Source organism: Planococcus sp. MB-3u-03, from assembly GCF_002833405.1.
Lineage (GTDB): Bacteria > Bacillota > Bacilli > Bacillales_A > Planococcaceae > Planococcus.
The window spans coordinates 1,840,737-1,862,498 of the sequence record NZ_CP025135.1 but is presented as its reverse complement, the minus strand read 5'-3'; the positions used below and the strand labels follow the sequence as shown (position 1 = coordinate 1,862,498).

Annotated in this window: 17 protein-coding genes and 4 pseudogenes; 18 read left to right on the top strand and 3 right to left on the bottom strand. The window is 49.8% G+C overall.

Annotated elements, in window-relative coordinates:
• Positions 1-19: 19 nt before the first annotated feature.
• On the bottom strand, positions 20-883 hold the full coding sequence (locus tag CW734_RS10635; RefSeq protein WP_101190444.1) for a YitT family protein: 864 nt from the start codon (positions 881-883) through the stop codon (positions 20-22).
• A 103-nt stretch (positions 884-986) separates the two neighbouring features.
• Between CW734_RS10635 and CW734_RS10630 the strand changes: the two genes are divergently transcribed.
• The 16 genes and pseudogenes from CW734_RS10630 (at position 987) to CW734_RS10555 (ending at position 15,496) form a co-directional block, all read left to right on the top strand.
• Entirely contained in the window at positions 987-1,328 is a 342-nt protein-coding gene (locus CW734_RS10630; protein ID WP_101190443.1) for a nucleotide pyrophosphohydrolase, read from the top strand.
• A complete protein-coding gene (gene dapB, locus CW734_RS10625) occupies positions 1,328-2,128 on the top strand; it encodes a 4-hydroxy-tetrahydrodipicolinate reductase (RefSeq protein ID WP_101190442.1) in 801 nt (266 codons plus the stop codon). The genes CW734_RS10630 and dapB overlap by 1 nt, the downstream gene beginning before the upstream one ends.
• 13 nt (positions 2,129-2,141) lie before the next feature.
• Positions 2,142-2,546 (top strand): methylglyoxal synthase, encoded by a 405-nt coding sequence (gene mgsA, locus CW734_RS10620; RefSeq protein ID WP_101190441.1) that lies wholly within the window; start codon positions 2,142-2,144, stop codon positions 2,544-2,546.
• An 11-nt stretch (positions 2,547-2,557) separates the two neighbouring features.
• Positions 2,558-3,700, top strand: a complete 1,143-nt coding sequence (bshA, locus tag CW734_RS10615) for an N-acetyl-alpha-D-glucosaminyl L-malate synthase BshA (protein WP_180956207.1) — start codon at positions 2,558-2,560, stop codon at positions 3,698-3,700.
• On the top strand, positions 3,697-4,830 hold the full coding sequence (locus CW734_RS10610; RefSeq protein ID WP_101190440.1) for a CCA tRNA nucleotidyltransferase: 1,134 nt from the start codon (positions 3,697-3,699) through the stop codon (positions 4,828-4,830). Before bshA ends, CW734_RS10610 begins: the two co-directional genes overlap by 4 nt.
• Complete coding sequence (locus tag CW734_RS10605) at positions 4,808-5,788, top strand: biotin--[acetyl-CoA-carboxylase] ligase (RefSeq protein WP_101190439.1); 981 nt, start codon at positions 4,808-4,810, stop codon at positions 5,786-5,788. The genes CW734_RS10610 and CW734_RS10605 overlap by 23 nt, the downstream gene beginning before the upstream one ends.
• 219 nt (positions 5,789-6,007) lie before the next feature.
• Complete coding sequence (panC, locus tag CW734_RS10600) at positions 6,008-6,844, top strand: pantoate--beta-alanine ligase (protein ID WP_101190438.1); 837 nt, start codon at positions 6,008-6,010, stop codon at positions 6,842-6,844.
• Between the two features lie 3 nt (positions 6,845-6,847).
• Positions 6,848-7,230 (top strand): annotated as a pseudogene (gene panD / locus CW734_RS10595) (aspartate 1-decarboxylase).
• Positions 7,231-7,371: 141 nt separating this feature from the next.
• Positions 7,372-10,134, top strand: a complete 2,763-nt coding sequence (dinG, locus tag CW734_RS10590) for an ATP-dependent DNA helicase DinG (RefSeq protein ID WP_180956206.1) — start codon at positions 7,372-7,374, stop codon at positions 10,132-10,134.
• Positions 10,135-10,177: 43 nt separating this feature from the next.
• Positions 10,178-10,348 carry a YpmA family protein gene (locus CW734_RS10585; protein WP_101190435.1) on the top strand — a complete coding sequence of 57 codons (171 nt, stop codon included), beginning with the start codon at positions 10,178-10,180 and terminating at the stop codon, positions 10,346-10,348.
• 8 nt (positions 10,349-10,356) lie between these two features.
• Positions 10,357-10,830, top strand: a complete 474-nt coding sequence (locus CW734_RS10580; RefSeq protein ID WP_101190434.1) for a cell wall elongation regulator TseB-like domain-containing protein — start codon at positions 10,357-10,359, stop codon at positions 10,828-10,830.
• Between the two features lie 14 nt (positions 10,831-10,844).
• Positions 10,845-12,035 carry a pyridoxal phosphate-dependent aminotransferase gene (locus CW734_RS10575; RefSeq protein WP_101192179.1) on the top strand — a complete coding sequence of 397 codons (1,191 nt, stop codon included), beginning with the start codon at positions 10,845-10,847 and terminating at the stop codon, positions 12,033-12,035.
• Positions 12,036-12,064: 29 nt separating this feature from the next.
• Positions 12,065-13,358: pseudogene (gene asnS / locus CW734_RS10570) on the top strand (asparagine--tRNA ligase).
• Positions 13,359-13,804: 446 nt separating this feature from the next.
• Complete coding sequence (locus CW734_RS10565) at positions 13,805-14,476, top strand: DnaD domain protein (protein WP_232787028.1); 672 nt, start codon at positions 13,805-13,807, stop codon at positions 14,474-14,476.
• A 62-nt stretch (positions 14,477-14,538) separates the two neighbouring features.
• Positions 14,539-15,189, top strand: a complete 651-nt coding sequence (gene nth, locus CW734_RS10560; RefSeq protein WP_269801514.1) for an endonuclease III — start codon at positions 14,539-14,541, stop codon at positions 15,187-15,189.
• Entirely contained in the window at positions 15,164-15,496 is a 333-nt protein-coding gene (locus CW734_RS10555) for a YpoC family protein (RefSeq protein ID WP_101190432.1), read from the top strand. The genes nth and CW734_RS10555 overlap by 26 nt, the downstream gene beginning before the upstream one ends.
• Positions 15,497-15,597: 101 nt before the next feature.
• Here CW734_RS10555 and CW734_RS10550 read toward each other — a convergent pair whose 3' ends face one another.
• Together CW734_RS10550 and recU are read right to left on the bottom strand one after the other, a co-directional pair.
• Positions 15,598-18,330 carry a penicillin-binding protein 1A gene (locus CW734_RS10550; RefSeq protein WP_101190431.1) on the bottom strand — a complete coding sequence of 911 codons (2,733 nt, stop codon included), beginning with the start codon at positions 18,328-18,330 and terminating at the stop codon, positions 15,598-15,600.
• A 27-nt stretch (positions 18,331-18,357) separates the two neighbouring features.
• Positions 18,358-18,956: pseudogene (gene recU / locus CW734_RS10545) on the bottom strand (Holliday junction resolvase RecU).
• A 266-nt stretch (positions 18,957-19,222) separates the two neighbouring features.
• Here recU and CW734_RS10540 point away from each other — a divergent pair.
• Complete coding sequence (locus tag CW734_RS10540; protein ID WP_232787027.1) at positions 19,223-19,483, top strand: DUF1798 family protein; 261 nt, start codon at positions 19,223-19,225, stop codon at positions 19,481-19,483.
• A gap of 8 nt (positions 19,484-19,491) precedes the next feature.
• Positions 19,492-21,762, top strand: a pseudogene (locus tag CW734_RS10535) (DEAD/DEAH box helicase).

Sequence of the window (21,762 nt, the reverse complement as noted above, 5' to 3'; positions counted from 1 at the left end):
TTTATTTGGCATAATTGCATTAAAGAGGCTGTTTTTGTTCATCGAGCGTAAACCCTTCACCCATGACGTCATGCACCTCAATCAATGAGACGAATGCGTGGGGATCGACGGAATTGACGATGTTTTTCAGCCGTACAAGCTCATTGCGGGCAACAACGCAGTACAGGACTTCGCGCTCTTCTTTCGTGAAATGGCCATAGCCGCGGAGAATGGTGATGCCGCGATCCATTTCAATGGCGATGCGGCTGGCAATTTCTTCTTGTGAATTGGAGATGATCAACGCGCCGCGTCCGGAGTATGCCCCTTCCTGGACAAAGTCGATGACGCGGGCGCCGACGAAGACTGCGACGAGTGTATACATCATGGAGCGATAGTCAAGGAACGTCAGCCACGACAGCATGATGACCATGGCATCGAACAGGAACATCGTCTTGCCCATGCTCCAGCCGAGGTATTTCTGAACGAGCCTGGCGATGATATCAACCCCGCCGGTCGTACCTCCATAGCGGAAGATGATGCCTAGCCCCATCCCGACAAAGACGCCGGCAAACAAAGCGGCGAGAAACAAATCATCACGCAAGGGGATTTGGACTTCGTAGACAAGGAAGATTTTCAAGAAGACGGAAACAGCGACCGTGCCGATGATCGTATAAAGAAACACTTTGCGCCCGAGCAGTTTCCAGCCGATAAAGAATAAGGGAATGTTCAATAACAGGTTCATCAGTGCCGGATCCCAGTTCCAAAGGAAATACAGGATCAGCGTGATCCCTGCGAAGCCACCTTCACCGAGCTCATTTTGGATATTAAAATGAACAAAGCCGAAACTATAGATAGCTGAGCCGAGAAGGATGAAAAAGATATTTTTCAACTGAAGATCTTTCATAAAAAAAGCAGCCTCCCTTTTTTGTCATTAACTTCTGTATTATCTGCCATGATGCCGTTTTTGACAACACCCCCCGTTTTCTTTACGATTGAATGGGAGTGTGATGACAGTGAACGCAGATAAAAGCATGAGGCAATTACAGGAAGAAGTGGACCGCCATATCGGACAGTTTAAAGAAGGGTATTTTGCGCCGATGGAGATGCTTGCGCGGATGACCGAAGAACTTGGGGAACTGGCGCGTGAAGTCAATCATGTGTACGGTCCGAAAAAGAAAAAAGAGTCAGAAGCCGAAAAGCTAATCGAAGAGGAGATGGGCGATGTGCTCTTCGTCTTGATTTGCATGGCCAACTCCATGGATATCGATGTGCAACAAGCCCATGACGGGGTCATGGAAAAATTCCGGACCCGTGATAAAGATCGTTGGACAAGAAAGGAAGAACAATGATGACGATAAAAGTAGCAATTGCTGGAGCCCGCGGGAAAATGGGTAAAGAAGCTGTACATACTGTAATGGAAAATGCCGATATGGAACTGGTGGCAGCACTGGATTATAAAGACATCGGCGCGACGTTAGCGGAGACAGGCTTATTTCCTGAAAGTTTTCAAGTGCCGGTCTTTACCGATCTTGAAGCGCTTCACGAACAGCATGCACCTGATGTCCTCGTCGACTTGACGACGCCCGAACATGTCTATGCCCATACGAAACAAGCCTTGCAGCTTGGCATTCGCCCAGTTGTCGGAACGACCGGATTTTCTACAGAGGAATTGAAAGAATTGACGGAGCTCGCAAAAAGCTCTGGACTTGGCTGCATCATCGCACCGAACTTTGCGGTAGGGGCGGTCCTGATGATGAAATTTGCAGAACAGGCGGCGAAATATTTGCCGGATGTGGAAATTATCGAAATGCATCATGACCAAAAACTGGATGCCCCATCAGGTACCGCAATGAAAACAGCGCATATGATGAGTGAAACGCGGCCGGTACACCAGCAAGGCCATGTAGATGAGAAGGAAACTTTGCAAGGCGCTCGCGGCGCAGACTACGAAGGCATGCGCATTCATAGCGTCCGCCTGCCGGGCTTAGTGGCCCATCAGCAAGTGCTGCTGGGCGGCGAAGGCCAGCTTTTGACTTTGCGCCACGATTCGTTCAACCGCGGTTCATTCATGTCAGGGGTCAGTTTATCGATCCGCGAAGTGGTAGAACGCAAGGAATTAATTTATGGCCTGGAACATATCATCGGCTAGAGGAGGCGATTGGATGAATATCGCATTGGTTGCACATGACCGGAAAAAAGACGACTTGATACAATTTGCACTAGCTTACAAACCTATTTTGGCGAAACATCAGTTATATGCAACAGGAACGACCGGCTCCCGGTTGGTCGAAGGGACAGGCTTGCCTGTCCACCGTTTCCAATCTGGGCCGCTTGGCGGCGACCAGCAGATCGGCGCGATGATTGCCCAGAACGAAATGGATATGATCATTTTTTTCCGCGACCCGCTGACGGCGCAGCCTCATGAGCCGGATGTCACGGCTTTGATCCGCCTCTGTGATGTTTATCAAATACCGCTTGCGACCAATATGGGAACAGCCGAAGTCCTCCTGAAAGGCTTGGAAAACGGATTGGTCGATTGGCGGCTCCTAAGCGACCGCCGGAAATAGGAGGAGAGATTTTGAGAAAAATGAAAATTGGAATTACATGTTACCCGACAGTCGGCGGATCTGGCGTAGTGGCGACAGAACTTGGGAAAATGCTGGCTGAAAAAGGCCATGAAATCCATTTCATCACCTCGAGTACGCCGTTCCGGCTAAACCGCCTGTATGCAAATATATTCAGCCACCAAGTGGATGTCAACAGCTATTCAGTGTTTCAATATGCACCTTATGACATCGCGCTGGCAACCAAGATTGCAGAAGTGATCAAAAACGAAGAACTTGACCTTCTGCATGTGCATTACGCTATCCCGCATGCTGTCTGTGCGATATTGGGACGTGATATGGCAGGGTCCGACATCGGCATCGTCACCACTTTGCACGGAACGGATATCACTGTCCTCGGCACCGACAGTTCATTAAAAGATGCAATCCGTTACGGTATCGAGAAATCCGATATCGTGACAGCAGTGTCGGATTCATTGAAACAGCAGACCTATGACATGATCGCACCGGACAAAGAGATTGAAACCGTTCATAATTTTGTCGACGAACGGGAATATCATCTGCACGATTCAGCCAAGTTGAAGGAAGAGCTAGGCATCGAAGCACATGAAAAAGTATTGATTCATGTATCGAATTTCCGCAAGGTGAAGCGTGTAGAAGATGTCGTCTCCACTTTTGCGAAAGTGCAAAAGACAGTCGGCGCCAAACTATTGCTGGTCGGCGATGGCCCTGAAATGAGCCGCATCCACCAGCAAGTGAAAGACCTCCATATTGAACAAGAGGTCTTGTTTCTCGGCAAGCGCGACAATCTATCGGAACTTTACAGCATGAGCGATGTGAAATTGCTGATGTCGGAAAAAGAAGCGTTTGGCCTCGTCTTGCTTGAGGCGATGGCATGCGGCGTGCCGGCAATCGGTACGCAAATCGGCGGTATTCCGGAAATCATCGACCCGGGTGAAAACGGCTTTCTGGTGGAACTCGGCGATATCGACGCTGCGGCAGATGCAGCCATCCGCATATTAACCGACGATAAGCTCCATGAAAAATTGTCGGCCACGGCCTTGGAAACTGCGACCAAACGCTTCAGTTCAGAGAAGATCCTTGCCGAATACGAAACGCTGTATGCGCGTTTGCTGAAAAAGGCCGATAAGCAATGAAACGGGCCAAGCACATCATCGCGCGCTTAAAAGAAGCGGGGTTTGAAGCCTATATGGTTGGAGGCGCTGTGCGGGATTATTTGCGCGGAGCCGTGCCGCATGATATCGATGTAGCGACGTCCGCGTCCCCTGAGCAAGTGAAAGCCCTATTCGAACGGACGATCGACACAGGGATCGAACATGGAACCGTCATGATCCTTATCGAAGGACAGGGAACCGAAGTCACCACATTCCGCACAGAAAGCGGCTATTCGGATAATCGAAGGCCAGATAAAGTGGAATTCGTCGATTCATTGCACGAAGATTTAAAACGCCGTGATTTCACCATCAATGCGATGGCGATGACTGAACAAATGGAGATTATCGACCCTTTCGGCGGCAGGGATGATTTAAGTGCAGGCATCATCCGTGCGGTCGGAGTTCCGCAAGAGCGTTTCGCAGAAGATGCCCTGCGCATGCTACGGGCGATCCGATTTTCGGGCCAGTTGAATTTCCAAATCGATGCGGCGACCAAACAAACCATCATCGAACATGCACAGAGGATACAGTCTGTCGCGATGGAGCGCATCAAGGCGGAATTGGATAAAGTCATGGTTTCTCCAGCCCCGCACATCAGCATGGGGTATTTGATTGAAACACAGCTGAACCGTTTTTTGCCCTCAGGCGGATTATTTGAGCTGGATTGGTCTGGGTATACAGCCGGCATGGATCCATTGTCGGGCTGGTTTTACCTGTTGCATCAAAATGGCGAGGCTTTCGGTGCGATACGCGGATACCGTTTCTCCAACCAGGACAAAAAAGACCTTCAATATGCACTTGAAGCGAGCCGCCTGGCGCTTTGGGACGACTGGGTTTATTACAGCTTCACCGAACGGCAATTGACGATTGCGCAAGCGGCGGTGCACAAAACGGCAGCGGTGAGAGAGCGGCGACAGGCGTTGCCGATCCAGTCGAAATCAGAGCTTGCAGCCAATGGGCGCGATTTGATGGAATGGACGGGTAAAAAAGCGGGGCCTTGGCTGAAAGAATGGACCTTGCATATCGAAAAAGCGGTGGTCGAACGCCGCTTGGCCAATGATAAAGAACGGATAAAGGACTGGTTTATAGATGAATATCACCGTCACACATAAATTGGCGACACGGCTATTGGAAGCAGGCGCGGAACCGGTTTCCGGCCAGCAATTGGCAGACGAGTTCGGGGTTTCGAGAACGGCGATTTGGAAGCATATGAAAGAGCTTGAGGAAATGGGCTATGAAATCGAATCGGTCCGTAAAAAAGGCTACCGCATCCAAAAAAGCCCGGACAGCCTGGAAGCTTTTCTTGTCCAGGCCGATCTCAAGACGGAAAAAATCGGCAAGCGGATTGAATATTTGGAGCAATGTGCTTCGACTCAAATCGTTGCGCACCAATTGGCACAGGAAGGCGCGCCGGATGGAACGGTCATCATTGCGGAGCTTCAGACAGAAGGCAGAGGCCGCTTGATGAGAAAATGGGATTCGGCGAAGGGCCAAGGAATCTGGATGAGCATCATCTTGCGTCCGGACGTCCCGCCCCATAAAGCTCCCCAGTTCACATTGGTCGCTGCGGTGGCGATTGTCCGGGCGATTCAATCGGTGACAGGTTTAGAAGCATCGATCAAATGGCCGAACGACATCCTATTCGGTACGAAAAAAGCGACAGGTATCCTGACAGAGCTGCAATCGGATGCGGATGGCATCCAAGCTTTGATCATCGGCATCGGCGTCAACGTCAATCAAGAGCGAGAAGATTTCGATACTGCCGTCCAGGACATCGCCACTTCCTTGCACCTTGAGTCCGGCGAGCTGGTAAACCGTAGGGAATTAGTGCAGGAAATCCTGCACTTTCTTGAAGTCTATACAGAGCTCTATATTGAAAAAGGATTTGCCCCGTTAAAAATATTATGGGAAGGGCATTCCGCGACAATCGGCAAAGCCGTTCGCGCCCGCATGTCGCGTGAAACCCTTGAAGGTGTCGCGGAAGGCATTACAGAAGACGGGGTCTTGCAGCTCCGTACGGCAGACGGCAAGCTTCACGGCATTTATTCCGCGGATATCGAGCTGAAGTAATGGATATAGGCATTTTCTAGAAATTCTGCTATAGTGAAAATACGGGCAGTATCCGATGCGAACTGCACCGTGGCACGTAACAGCAAGCAATAAATGAATATGATTCTGCCTTGATCATTACGTGACAGGGACGGAGGAAACCGAATTGGAATTTTCTGTCCTTCTGTCTTCTGACAGAAGGTTTTTTATATGGTTTTCTCCTAAAAAGGAGAGGAAAACATGCAAGTCGTAAACACGGTGAAGGACTTGAGAAACTGGGTCCTGGGCACAAAAAAAAGCGGGCAGTCGATTGGATTGGTGCCGACGATGGGATTTTTACACGAAGGGCATCTAGCGCTTGTTGAATCCGCAAAAGCGGAGAGCGACCTGGTGGTCATGAGTATTTTCGTCAACCCGGCGCAATTCGGCCCAAATGAGGATTTTGACCGCTATCCACGCGATTTTGAACGGGACAGCCTGCTCGCTGAAAAAGCAGGCGTCGACGTGATATTCGCTCCGTCTGTAGAAGAGATGTACCCGCGTGAATCGCAAATCACGATGGGAGCGGGAACGCTTGCAGATGTTTTGTGCGGAAAAAGCCGCCCGGGACATTTTGATGGCGTGCTGAAAGTGGTGACGAAATTATTTCATCTCGTTCAACCCGATACGGCCTATTTCGGCCAGAAAGATGCGCAGCAATTGGCGATCATTGAGTCACTTGTGCGGGATTTCGATTTTCCGCTGGAAATCCGCCGCATCGAAACAGTCCGTGAACAGGACGGGCTTGCTAAAAGCTCGCGCAATGTCTATTTGAGCGAAACCGAACGGAGCGAAGCGCCAAAACTTTATCAAGCCTTGCAGCAAGGGGTGATCGGGGCTCGCAACGGCAAAGACCCGATTCCGGAGATGACCCGGTTTATCCAGTCGGAAACTTCAGGCAGAATCGATTACGTTAAGCTGCTGTCATACCCGGACTTGACCGATGCACCGAACGGGCAGGCCATTCTGGCGCTCGCTGTGCAATTCCAAAAAGCCCGGCTTATCGACAATATCATTTTCAATTTAAAGGAGAACTGACCTATGCTTAGAATGATGCTCAATTCAAAATCCACCGTGCTACGGTAACTGAAGCTGATTTGAATTATGTCGGCAGCATCACGATCGACCAGGATCTATTGGATGCGGTCGGCATGCTGCCGAATGAAAAAGTCCATATCGTCAACAATAATAATGGCGCCCGCTTCGAGACTTATATCATCGCGGGGGAACGCGGAAGCGGCGTTATCTGCGTCAACGGGGCTGCAGCGCGCCTCGTACAGCGCGGAGACATCGTCATCATCTTGTCTTACGGCTATGTCATGGACAAAGATGCGCGCAGCCATAAGCCGACTGTGGCGATCATGGATGCCGACAATTCCATCAAAGAAATCATCCATTACGAACCGGAAGCGACGGTCATGTAAGGATCGATCCTTGAACACTCCAAAAGGGGGAAAGCTCCCCCTTTTGGAGTGTTTCTTATTTTGCCGTGCTCCCACCGGCGAACAGCGGGCGAATATGTTACAATTTTTCCTGAGAGAATCACCTGAGAAAGAGGGGTTATCATGAATTCCCAAAAATATGTCGTTGTCGATATCGAAACAACGGGCCATTCCCCTGCAAAAGGTGACCGCATCATCCAGTTGGCGATGGTGGCGATCGAACAAGGAGAAATCGTTGATACATATACGAAATTCATCAATCCGCAGCGGAAAATTCCGGCGTTCATACAGGATTTGACCAATATTACGGAGCGGGACGTGGAAGGTGCAGAGCCTTTTGAAGCGTACGCCGAGGAAATCTACAGGCAATTGGAAGGCGCCATTTTCATCGCCCATAATATACATTTCGATTTGCCGTTTCTTCAGGCAGAACTGAGCCGCGCGGGCATGCCGAAATGGCAGGGGCTGGCTATGGATACTGTGGAGCTTTCACGCCTCGTCTATCCGACTGCCTTCAGCTATAAATTACAAGACATTGCGGCGGAACAAGGCATTAGCTTGAACAATGCACATCGCGCCGATGACGATGCCCTGGCGACAGCCGAATTGTTTCTCCAGGCAAAACAGGAGCTGGCTGAACTGCCCTATGATACGCTTGTCCTTTTGCATAAGCGATCTTTCCAATTGAAATCGGACCTGTCGCGCCTGCTGTTTGAAATTACGCAGCAAAAACGCAATGGACAAGCTGATCGGTATGGCCGTTTCCGCGGCATTCCAATCGTCCCGAAAGCGGAGCGAGCACAAGTCTTGGATGATTTACCGCAGCAGTCTGCTTGGCGAAAAGGACTGGAAACCGTCAAGCCGGAATACGAACAGCGGCCGAGCCAAGTCGCGATGATGCAAGCGGTGGAGCGTGCAATCCATGAGCGAAGTGAACTGGTAATTGAAGCGTCGACAGGCATGGGCAAGACGCTCGGCTACTTGCTGCCGGCTGCGGCTTATGCCAAAGATTCCGGCAAGCAAGTCGTCATCAGTACGTATACAACCCATCTGCAGGATCAGCTCGTCTCGAAGGAAGTCAAGCTTGCGGAAGAGTTTCTCGGCGCTAAAATCCACGTGGCGCTCATCAAAGGGCTATCGCATTATATCGATTTGGGCCGCTTTTTCGAGTTGCTTCACGGGGATGATGAGTCTTATGATGAAACGTTCACGATCATGCAGATTATGGTCTGGTTGACTTCGACACGGACCGGCGATTTAAACGAATTGAATGTATCGAGCGGCGGCCAATTGCTCGTTGATAAAGTGCGCCGTTCACATTTGAGGAAATTGACGAAGCTTGAAAAAACCGTCGATTTCTATGAACATGCACTGACAGAAGCCGAACATGCCGATGTCATTGTCACCAATCATGCATTCCTATTGAATCCGCATAACCAAAAGCGGACAATATTGAAAAACGTCGAGGCGTATATATGGGATGAAGCGCACCAAGTCGTGCAGGCGGCAGTTGCCCATAAAGAAAAAACTTTCGTCTACACGCAATGGCGCTACGTATTCGGCCAATTGGGGAGCTTTGATGAAAACCAGCTGTTTTCAAAATTCTACCGTGTCGCCGAAGCGCATGGCTTTGCCAGAGTGCCCGAGCTATTGCAAATGGAATCCTTGTATTTGAAGTACACCAGTTTATTCGATGAAGTGACGCTTTATCTTGCACAGGCCTTCCAGAATAAATTCCATAATAGCCGGACCCGGAAATGTGCTTCCCTGTTGGATGAATTGGATTTCGAACGGGAAGGGTTCATGGATTTCCTGAGATTCTTGAACAGTTGGATCGACATCGCCCAGACCGTCCTGCAAAAAGCAGAACGCTTTACGGAGCTGACGATGAATGAACGGCTTGTGCTTGCGGATTTCCGTTATTGGACAGAAGAATTGATGCTGAAATCGGTGGAGTTCAGTGAAATTTTCCTGTTCCCGAAAGAAGATGAAGTTTCCTGGATCGAAGGCGACTTGCGCAGCATGCCGACGAGCTTATCGCTCTACAAACGGCCCTATGAAGTCGCGTCGCTTGTCGATAAAGTTATCGGCCAGGCGAGAGGCGAGAAAGCGGTCATTTGGCTGTCGGGCACGATGAGCGTCCCATCGAACGAACGCTTTATCGTCAATCAGCTCGGCATACCGAATCATGTGCCGATCGATAAATTCGAACCTGCCGATCAATTCTACAGCGGCGCGAAAGTCTATATCGTCGAGGACATGCCGGATATCCAGCAAGTATCCCAGCAGGAATACATCGAATCCGTGGCGGATGCGGTCACCCAGACGGTGCTTGTTACCGAAGGGCGTTGTTTTGTGTTGTTCACTTCACAGGACATGCTCAGGAAAACGGTTGATTTGATCCAGGATTCCCAGCTGCTCGATGATTATATGCTGTTTGCGCAAGGCATGTCTTCAGGCAGCCGCATGAAATTATTGAAATCGTTCCAGCGATTCCAGAAATCGGTGTTGTTCGGGACCAATAGTTTTTGGGAAGGCGTCGATGTGCCGGGTGATGCGTTGCGCGCCGTCGTCGTTGTGAGGCTGCCTTTCACCTCGCCCGAAGAGCCTGTTTTTAAAGCGAAATCACGGATCATCTCGAAAGAAGGCATTAATCCATTTATGCATTATGCCTTGCCAGAAGCCGTGCTGCGTTTGCGCCAAGGGTTCGGGCGGCTGATCCGCTCGAAAAAGGACAAGGGCTTGTTTATCGTGCTGGACCGCCGCATTGAAACGAAATCATACGGCGAGGAATTCCTGCAGGCCTTGCCTGACGTGCCGGTCGCCAAAGTGTCATTGGAAAAGATGGTAACCGATATTGAACATTGGTATAATAAGCAAGGATAAAGAGGGAAGAACGGTTCCTTCAATCGAAAGGAAGTGCCGAACAATGGAATCCAAGATCGAAGTATTAAATACTGTGCAAGTCGAGTATCAATCCGACCTGTACAAAGTGGTCGATGCATTGAACCGGACATTGAAAGACCGTGATTTGATGTTTGGACTGGCGCTCGATAAAGACGACCAAACAAAAGCGGTTTTCACAATTTATAAAACCTAGGTGATCATATGAAAGAATGGATGAAATTCATCATCGTTTTTCTGTCTGTTTTGGCTGTAGTCATTGTGCTGGTCATTTTATTCCTCGGCAATAAACCGTTCTCGGAAGCGGAACAAGCAGCCGTAGAAAAAGTGGAGGCGGAAGGGCTGCTCGATGAAGTGGAGCGGGCCTACGTCTATTCCAGCTCGGCCCAATCCGTGACAGTTCTTGGAACGGACGGGGAAGGAAAGATAAAAGCCGCCTTCGTTCCTGAAGAAGGGGACATGGAAACATTGATGCTTGAAGATCAAGTGACCGCTCAACAAGCGCGCGAAATCGTTCAGGAAGATATGGAAGTCGAGGAAATCCTCCATACGAAGCTCGGCATGGAAGAGGCGGGGGCCGTATGGGAAATCGCCTTTTTGAATGAGGCGGGGCGCTTGAACTACGTCTATCTTTTGGCAGAAGACGGCACTTGGTGGAAACGCATATTGAATTTGTGAAAGGGTTGATCAATTTGTTGAAATTAGCAAACCGCGTACAGACCTTAACGCCATCCACAACATTGGCGATTACGGCAAAAGCGAATGAACTGAAAGCACAAGGCGTCGACGTCATCGGGCTCGGTGCAGGAGAGCCGGATTATAATACACCTCAAAACATTCTTGATGCAGCCAAGCGCTCCATGGAAGAAGGCAAGACGAAATATACACCTGCAGGCGGTTTGCCTGCGTTAAAGCAGGAGATCCAGGATAAATTGCAGCGCGACCAGGGACTAAGCTACGAGAAAAATGAAATCCTGGTCGGCGTCGGGGCAAAGCATGTACTTTATACGCTATTCCAAGTATTGTTGAACGAAGGCGATGAAGTCATCATCCCGATCCCTTATTGGGTCAGCTATCCGGAACAGGTGAAATTGGCTGGAGGCGTGCCGGTTTACATAGAAGCGACAGCCGGGCAATCGTATAAAATCACTCCCCAACAATTGCGCGAAGCGATTACAGACCGCACGAAAGCCGTCATCATCAACTCGCCAAGCAATCCAACAGGCATGCTGTACTCGAAAGAAGAGCTTGAAGCACTCGCAGAAGTGTGCCGCGAAGCGGATATCATCATCGTTTCCGATGAAATTTACGAAAAATTGATCTATGGGGATGCCGTCCATATTTCAGTTGCAGAGCTGTCTGAAGATGCTAAAAACCGGACGGTCATCATCAATGGCGTGTCGAAATCGCATTCAATGACCGGATGGCGCATCGGCTATGCAGCAGGCGATAAGGAATTGATCAAAGCAATGACTGACCTTGCGAGCCATTCGACTTCAAACCCGACGACGACATCACAATACGCTGCAATCGAGGCATATAACGGGCCTCAAGATGCAGTGGAAGAAATGCGCCAGGCATTTGAAAGCCGTCTGGAAGCTATTTTCCCTAAGTTGGAAGAAATTCCAGGATTCACCGTTTTGCGTCCTCAAGGGGCATTCTATTTACTGCCGGACGTTTCTGAAGCTGCAGTGAAAACCGGTTTTTCATCAGTAGATGATTTTGCGAAAGCCTTGCTCGAAGAAGCGAACGTAGCGGTGATTCCAGGATCTGGATTCGGCGCGCATTCGACAATCCGTTTGTCCTATGCAACATCTCTTGAATTGTTGGAACAGGCAGTCGAACGTATCAGCCAATTTGTTCATAAACATTGGAAAGAATAAGCACTATACATTTGGAGGCTATTGAATAGATGAAAAAAATCACTATCGCCGAAATGGCAAAATATAATGGACAAACCATCAAGCTTGGCGCATGGGTCGCCAATAAACGCTCCAGCGGAAAAATCGCCTTTCTTCAATTGCGCGACGGTTCCGGTTTCGTGCAAGGCGTCGTCGTCAAAGCAGAAGCGGGCGAAGAGATCTTTGCCAAAGCGAAAGCATTGACGCAAGAAACTTCCTTGTATGTGACAGGTGAAGTGAAAGAAGACGAGCGTTCTGCCTTTGGCTACGAGCTAACGATTTCAGACATTGAAGTGATCCAGGAAGCGAAAGATTTCCCGATCACGCCGAAAGAACACGGCACTGAATTCTTGATGGACAACCGCCACCTATGGCTGCGTTCGAGAAAACAGCACGCCATCATGAAAATCCGCAATGAAATCATCCGTGCCACTTACGAATTCTTTAATGACAATGGCTTCGTCAAAGTGGACCCGCCGATTTTGACGGGATCTTCGCCGGAAGGCACATCGGAATTGTTTGCGACGAAATACTTCGATGAAGATGCTTATCTGTCACAATCCGGCCAGCTTTATATGGAAGCGGCTGCGATGGCACTTGGGAAAGTATTCTCATTCGGCCCGACATTCCGTGCCGAAAAATCGAAAACACGCCGCCACTTGATCGAATTCTGGATGATCGAACCGGAAATGGCCTTTGTGGAACATGCTGAGAGCTTGGAAGTCCAAGAGCAGTATGTGGCGCATATCGTCCAATCCGTCTTGAAAAATTGCCAGCTTGAACTCGAGCGCCTTGGCCGTGACACAACGAAGTTGGAAAAAATCCAAGCACCGTTCCCGCGCGTCACTTATGACGAAGCGATCAAATGGTTGAACGATAACGGCTTTGACGATATCAAATGGGGCGAAGATTTCGGTGCGCCTCACGAAACTGCGTTGGCTGAAAGCTGATATGCCGATCTTCATCACGCATTACCCGATCGGCATCAAACCGTTCTATATGCAGCCGCATCCGGACCGCGACGACGTCGTGCTGTGCGCTGACATGATCGCGCCTGAAGGCTACGGGGAAATCATCGGCGGATCTGAACGCATCCATGATTACGATTTGATGAAACAGCGCATCCAAGAGCATAATCTGGACGAAGCTGCGTATGAATGGTATTTGGACCTCAGCAAATATGGAGCGGTGCCGCATTCAGGATTCGGTTTGGGCCTTGAGCGCACAGTCGCTTGGATCAGCGGGGCAGAACATGTCCGCGAATCGATTCCATTCCCGCGTTTGTTGAACCGTCTATACCCTTAAAAAAGTTAAACAAGACAACTAGAAACTGCCTGGCAGAAACCCCTACAATAGGATTTCTGCTGCGGTGGATGAAATATCAGAGTGTTAAAGAAGTCTATAATTTGCTGTAGATCAAAAAGAGAATCACTTTTTCTACAATCAAAAATCAATGTTCTCTCTAAGTATCTGGAGAAGTGTTCGCTCGACTCCTGCGGGAGCAGCGAAGCGACGGGTTTGAGAGACCCCGCAGGCAATGAATGAGCGAAGCATCGCTGAGCACATTCCTTTGCGATGCTCGAACGCAGTGAGAGTTGAGCAACGTTTTTAGTGACGAGGAGGCTCGATTCCCGCCCGCGGAAAGCGAGCGATAAGCTTCGGAAAATCAACTTCTTAAATTTCTCGACAAGTTGAAATATCCTAATAAATTTAGACAGCTAGAAATTTGCATACAGAAAGGTGGTTGGGATATGAGACAGTCTGACCGATTGCAACAATGGATTGAGCAGGGAAATGTGACCATTTCCCAGCTTTTTTTTCAGTTTTACCGGCGCTTGAAGATTAGTGACGAGGAAGCGATTATGCTATTGCAGATCCATTCCTTCCAACAGGCAGGAAACGTGTTCCCGACACCGGATGAAATTGCCGCAAGAATGTCCGCCAACCAGAACAGCGTGACGACGATGCTGCAGAAATTGATGCAGCAAGGCTATTTGTCGATACGTCAGGAAACGGCCGATGGAATGCTGACCGAGACGATTTCGCTCCAGCCTTTATGGGACAAACTCGTGGACTGCTTAGAGCTTCAAGCGCAAACCGAAAAAGAGCATACGCAAAAAGAACAGGAAGGCGAGATCTTCCAACTGTTTGAACAAGAATTTGGCCGTTTTCTATCGCCGATGGAGATCGAAACGATTTCCATGTGGATGGACCAGGACGGCCATACGCCAGAAGTCATCCGGATGGCTTTGAAGGAAGCCGTCATCGCGCAGAAGATCAGCTTGCGCTATGTCGACCGCATTTTGTTCGAGGGAAGAAAAGAATATCCGGACGTCGAGCCAAGTGTCACGGCATGCGAATTCGTTCCGGAAAACATCCGCATCCAGCCGCAGGAAAGCACCGCAAAAAGTGCAATTCTATAATTGGCTGGAAGAACGGAATTAGCAGGTGATAGGATGATGACGAAAAAGAATGGCTCGCTTGCCTGGAGGAAATGGACCATATGTTTCCTGATGCCCATTGTGAATTGATCCACCGCAACCCGTTCGATTTGGTCATTGCGGTATTATTGTCTGCACAATGCACCGACAAGCTTGTCAACAAAGTGACGGCAACTCTTTTCGAGAAGTACCATACACCGGAAGATTATCTTTCGGTTCCTTTGGAAGAATTGCAACAGGATATCCGTTCGATTGGCTTGTTCCGCAATAAAGCGAAGAACATCCAGGCGCTTAGCCGCATACTGATCGAGCAGCACGGCGGGCGTGTGCCGGAAGACCGCGATCTATTGATGACCTTGCCAGGCGTCGGAAGAAAGACCGCCAATGTGGTCGTTTCCGTGGCATTCAATAAACCGGCACTGGCCGTCGATACCCATGTCGAACGCGTCTCGAAACGTCTTGGCTTATGCCGCTGGAAAGATTCGCCCTTGCAAGTCGAAGAGACGATCATGAAAAAAACGCCTGCTGAGGATTGGTCGAAAACCCATCACCAAATCATTTTCTTCGGCCGCTACCACTGCAAGGCGCAAAATCCCGGCTGTCACGTGTGCCCGTTGTTCGACCGCTGCCGGGAAGGAAAGAAACGCGATAAAAAAGGGCTTGTGAAACATGACGCTGTCACGGAAATCAATTGACCAAGCCGTTTCGCCGTTCTACGAAGCCTGGGCTGGCTTAAGGGAGGAGATCCAATCCTGTTTTCAGCAGCAGGCGGGTGACTGCCAAGAGCTCATTGCAGATGGCTATGGGGTTTACGAAGCATTGCGAAAAACGCTGAATGGCTTGTTCGGAAGCTCTGCACCGTCTCCATTGAATGAAAGCGAGCGGCTTGAGTTTGTGCGAAACTCCAAAAGCGCACACGCAGCTTCTCGACAACTGGAGCAATTATTCGGGGAGCTCAAAAAGAAAATCGCGCGCATAAAGATCGGCTACCCAGCTGAGTGAATAATAGAACCCGGGGCAGAAGCTACATCTGTCCCGGGTTTTTTGCGCAAAAAAGCCTGCCCTAAAGTCTAGGGCAGGCCTTTTAATATTGGGACGGAAGATCAAGATGCGTCTTCATCATCCTCGCTGTTTGAGTTATTTCCGTTATTATCGTTGCCATTGCCGTTTCCATTCCCGTTGCCGTTCCCGTTGCCGTTCCCATTTTCATTGGACGAGGCATTGCTGCCTGATTCTTCTTCTTGGTCTCCTTCTTCCGGTTCTTCCGGCTGTTCAGGAGTGTCTACGGGTTCATCTGGAGTTTCGACTGCTTCTTCTTCCTCAGCCGGCTCCTCTTCGGCCGGTTCTTCTTCAGCAGGCTGTTCTTCGGCAGGCTCTTCTTCAGCCGGTTCTTCTTCGGCTGGTGGTTCTTCGGCCGGTTCTTCTTCAACCGGCTCTTCTTCAGCTGGTTCTTCTTCTGGCTCTTCCTCAGGCTCCTCTTCAGGAGGAGGCGTGATCTCGATAGTCGTGGAAGCAGGGTCACTGCGTCTGCCATTTTGAGTGGCGACGACGCGGAATGTGTATGTGACGCCTTCTTCAAGGCCATCATAAGAATAGCTGGTGTCATCTGTCGTCGTCAGCACTTCGCCGTTGACGGAAACTTCGAATGATACATCATCCGAACCATGGCTCCAGCTCAAGTTAGCTGTGTTGCCGCTGATGTCTGCTCTTAGTCCAGAAGGTCGGTCAGGGTCTGCCACAAATCGCTCTGATACTGTACTGGGCTCCGTCCCCCTTGCAAACAATTCTTCACTGCGCATGCTCCATGGGGTGAACGGGCTTGCCAAGCGAAGCGGTTCAGTCCCGACTTCGATGACTTCCTGTGACACCGAATCCGGCTGTTGGAAGCTTGCCGTTTCCGGTGAAGAGATCTGGCTCATCACTTGCTTGAACAAACGCTGTGCAAGCAGTCGCTCGTTCGAAGCAGTGTCGATTGGTGTTCGAACATCAGGGTAACCGCTCCATACAGAGATGGAATAATCTGTTGTATATCCTGCAAACCAAACATCCCGTGCAGAGCTTGCATCGAGTCCGTAATCCTGAAGATTTTCTTCAGAATAATTGGATGTGCCAGTTTTACCGGCCATATCCAATCCGCTGATAGCAGCTTCTTTGCCGGTCGCGCCGGCGATGCTTGTGTCGACTGCATCACGCAGCATGTCTGTCACCATATAGGCAGTGCTGTCTTTCATCGCCGTCACCGGTTCAGGGGCGACGATTTCTTCAGTTGAACCGTCGCGGAAGACGATTTTCTTGATCGTGTGCGGCTTGGTAAATACGCCATTATTGCCGAATGCTGCAAATGCGCCAGCCATTTCTACGGTAGAGATTTGATTTTCAGGCGTGCCAAGTGCTGCTGATTCATAAATCCCACCGAAATCCAAGCCGAGTTTTTGAGTAAACTCACTGGCGTTGTCAGAACCGACTTCAGCCAGCGCTTTAACTGCTGGGATATTGCGTGAGCGATACAAGGCTTCGCGCGCTGTCATTGGCCCGAGGAACTGGCCATCGACGTTGCGGATTTCCTGGCCGCTGCTATAGGAATATTCTTCATCGACCAATGTCTGCCCGGTCGACCAATCCAAGTACTCGATGGCTGGTCCGTAGCTGACAAGCGGCTTGATCGTCGAGCCGATGACGCGGTCTTTGGATGTGGCAAAGTTTCTGCGCACATCCCCTTCGTACTCGCGCGCTGCACCGACTGCGCTGATGCCGCCGGTTTTTGTATCGACGACCGTCATGGCAGATTCGACTTCTTCATCGAAGAAGAGATCTGATTCCATCGTTTCATTGACGCGTTCTTGCACATACGGCTCAAGCGTCGTGTAAATAGTCAAGCCTTCATCCAGCGAATAATCGCCTTCAAGAGCTTCAAGTTCATCGACGACCATTTCCATGAATGCCGTGTATTCGGTGCTTTCTTCATTAGTGGAACGTTCATCTTCAGGAACAAGGGTTGATTCGACTGGCGTGTTCCATGCTTCTTCTTTTTGTGCTGCATCGATTTTCCCGTGCTGTTCCATCAAATTCAAGACGACATCGCGGCGCTCTTCAGCTGCTTGCGGGTTCTTGAACGGATTATAACGGTTCGGGCTTTGCGGCATTCCGGCAAGAAGGGCAGCTTCGTGAAGTTCCAGTTCAGCCACTGGTTTCCCGAAGAACTGCTCAGCAGCAGTACCAAAGCCATAAGTATTGCCTGACATCAGGATTTTGTTGAAATACATCTCAAAAATCTCTTCTTTGGAATATTCGTGTTCGAGCTTGAAAGCCAAGTAAGCTTCCTGTGCTTTACGTTTCAATGTTTTTTCATTGGACAGGAAGGAGTTCTTGATGACTTGCTGGGTGATGGTGCTGGCACCTTGAGAACCGAAGCCGCCCGTGATGTTGGCGACGACCGCGCCGCCGAGGCGGATCAAATCGATTCCGGAATGGTCATAGAAGCGATTGTCTTCAGTGGCAAGAATCGCGTCTTCTATCACTTTCGGAATATCGTCATATTCCACATATTCACGGTTTTGGGCGGTGAAAAATGGGATATCGGTTTCGCCGTCATTGGCCAGGAAGACCGGGCTGATCGGGTCTCTCAACAATTCTTCGTCGAGCTCAGGCGCACTGGACGCATAGACAGCGAACAGGACGACCCCGAACAGAAAGCCGGCGACCGCTAATGCGGCAATGGCCAGAAATCCTCTTTTGATCCAGGTTTTTGCACCGGATTTCTTTTGTTTATTCGAGTTTTTCCGTTGCCGTTCAATTGATTTTCTGCGTTCTTCACGCGATATTTTCTTATCACTCACATGCGCTTCCTCACTTTCATGTATATGCTATTTCATTAGCTGATGGAGCACGGACAAATAATCGATTCTCGGGAAAGCACCTGGCTTTACTTCAACCGAAGCTTCTTCCACTTCCGCTAAAGTCATCGATTTCCTTCCGCCAGAGGCCATTCGCTTCCAATAGGTTTCCAGTATTTCGAATGGCAAGACAAAATAGCGGTCGAGGGAAGAGAATCGGATGATCAAAAAGGCCAGGCCCCCGTGGCGGATGATGTCTGCCATATGGTGCACTTGGTGCTCATGGATGTTCTTCAACGGGAAAGAAGTCCGATTTCGGTTTCTTTCGCTTCGAAATCGACGTAGCGGCCTTGCCAGATGCCGTTATAATCGGTCGTAGACGGGGCTTGGAAATAAGCTTCCCGTATAACTGCAGCGCTTCGTGACGGGTATTCGACACGCACGATTTGCACCGGCACGGGCTTTTGTGGATGACGGCGAGCCCGCGCTGTAAATAAAACTATTGGTTTCGTTCAGTTCATCCTCCAGGGTTTTCCCGCGATTGCTGAATGAAACATCTTTTTCTTCTTCTGCACCGGCTGATCTTTCAGTGGAGAAAATTTCTTCCCATTTGGGTAATTGATTGCCATTTGTGATACACCTCGCTTACTTTATCATATCACACGCACATAGACGATAAATATGATGAAAGGTTTCCGACTTTATTCCTAATAATAGCGGATTTTGGAGCCATCTCCAACTGAAAAGAATGCCTGTTCGGCAAACTGTATATGGCTTGCCGGATTGTGATAAACTAATGGCTATGGAGGGAAAATGGACCTCAAGCAATTATCAACCAATCTTTACCAAGAATGCGATATGTGTCTCGCACGCTTTAAGAAAATGCGTGAACTGGATGCAGATCCTGATTTTTCAAGATGTAAAACCGTATGCCGATGAATGGCATGCTGCCATAGATGAATGGAAAGATGCTTCGCTTATGTTTATCCGGAACGAACGGCCGAAATACGTCCATAAGCTGCAAATCGACAATGCGGCAGAAGGCATGGGGCAAGTATTCGTCCAAAGTTTCTATAAAGATACGAGCAAAACGTTTTGTCCAGACGATACAAGCGGCTCAGTACACGATACAGACCTTGCTTACAGCGATAGATGAAAAGGGCGATGAGAAACAATGAGAATCAAAAGACGATACCGGAAATCCTCGCAGAATGGAAAGTGGAGCCGGAGATGATGGAGCGCATTTACCATTGGCATACGAAGCCTGAAAACCGGCAAGCTATGCCGATTTTCCGGAAGCGATGCACGATAGCCTGAAACAGGCATTGCGCAAGAAAGGCATCGAACAATTATATACCCATCAACGGCAGGCGTTCGACTTGGCGCAAGCCGGCAATTCGTTCACGGCCGTCACGCCGACCGCTTCCGGCAAATCGTATTGCTATCATTTGCCGGTGCTGCACAAAATATTGAATGACCCGAATGCACGCGCCTTGTACTTGTTTCCGACAAAGGCTTTGGCGCAAGACCAAAAAGCGATTTGCACGATTTGATCGAAAAGACCGAGCAGTCGATCCTGTCTTATACCTATGACGGCGACGTCCCGTCGATCCGGAAGAAAGTGAGAAAGGCGGGGCAGATCGTCATGACCAATCCCGATATGCTCCATTCCGGGATCTTGCCGCATCACACGAAATGGGTGTCTCTTTGAGAACCTTCATTATATAGTGATCGATGAACTGCACACCTATAAAGGCGTATTCGGCACCCATGTGGCGCATGTCATACGCCGCTTGAAACGGATCTGCAACTTTTTACGGCAGCGATCCGGTCTTTATCTGTACGTCGGCGACCATCGCCAATCCGAAGCAGCTGGCTGAAAGTTTGACCAATACCGATCACGAGTTGATCGACCAGAATGGGGCGCCGGCGGGCAAAAGCATATCCTGTTCTATAATCCGCCGATCGTCCACCCGACATTCGGCGTCCGGCGCAGTGCGGTGCTCGAAGTGCGTGATTTAGCGACATATCTCGTCAAGCAAGGCGTCCAAACGATCGTATTTGCTAAATCACGTGTGCGCGTGGAAATGCTGGTAACTTATTTAAACGAAATTACGAAATATAAGTTGCAGGACGAATCGATTAAAGGCTACCGCGGCGGTTATTTGCCTTCGGAGCGGCGCGCCATCGAAAAGGCTTGCGCGACGGCTCGATCCAATGCGTCGTATCGACCAATGCATTAGAACTCGGCGTCGACATCGGCCAATTGCAGGCGTGCATCATGACCGGCTATCCAGGCAATATCGCGAGCGCCTGGCAACAGGCAGGTCGTGCAGGCAGACGCCAGGACGAATCGCTCGTCGTCTATGTCGCCCAGTCGACAGCGCTTGATCAATACATCATCAACCATCCGGAATATCTTCTCGACCAATCGCCGGAAGAAGCGCGCATCCATCCGGAGAACATCATCATCCTGATGGACCATTTGAAATGCGCCTCGTTCGAGCTGCCGTTTTCGACAGATGATATGTACGGGAATTCGATGTCCAGTCTTTGCTTGAATACCTTCAGGAAGAAGGTGTTCTGGTCCGGACATCGGATCGCTGGCATTGGATGAGCGACCGTTTCCCGGCGCACGATATTTCCTTGCGTTCAGCGACGCAGGAAAACGTCGTCATCGTCGACCAATCGGTTCCGGCCGATACGAAAGTCATCGGCGAGATGGACCGCTTCAGCGCCATGACGCTTTTGCACGAAGAAGCGATCTACCTTCACCAAGGCACTCAGTTCCAAGTGGAGATCTTGGACTGGGAAGAGAAAAAAGCGTATGTGCGCGAAGTGGATGTCGATTATTTCACCGATGCCAATCTGGCAATCGAATTGAAAGTGATCAGTGAAGACAAGCACCGGAAACTTCATCAATCCAATGTGTATTACGGCGATGTGGCGGTTCTTGCCATGCCGACGATTTTCAAAAAAATCCGTTTCGACACGCATGACAATATCGGCTCTGGGCCAATTTCACTCCCAGCCGAAGAATTGCATACCTCATCGACTTGGCTCAGCTTCGACAAGCCTGCTGATTTCAGCGATTCGGATTTGTCGGATATGATGACCGGCGCGGCTTATGCAATCGAAAGCTTTATCCCGATATTCGTGCAATGTGACCGGAGGGACGTCCATGTCGTGCCGCAAGTGAAATCGCCGCATAATGACCAGCCGTCATTTTTCATTCACGATTCCTACCCGGGCGGCATCGGCATCAGCGAACGCATCTATGAGCTATGGCAGCCGCTGCTCGAAAAAGCGCGCCAGCACGTCACCGAATGTCCATGCTTCGACGGTTGCCCGTCGTGCATCGGGGCTCAGGATGCGGCGATGGATATGAAAGGGCGCGTCATCGAATTGCTCGTGGAATTGGAGAAAGAGGGGTGA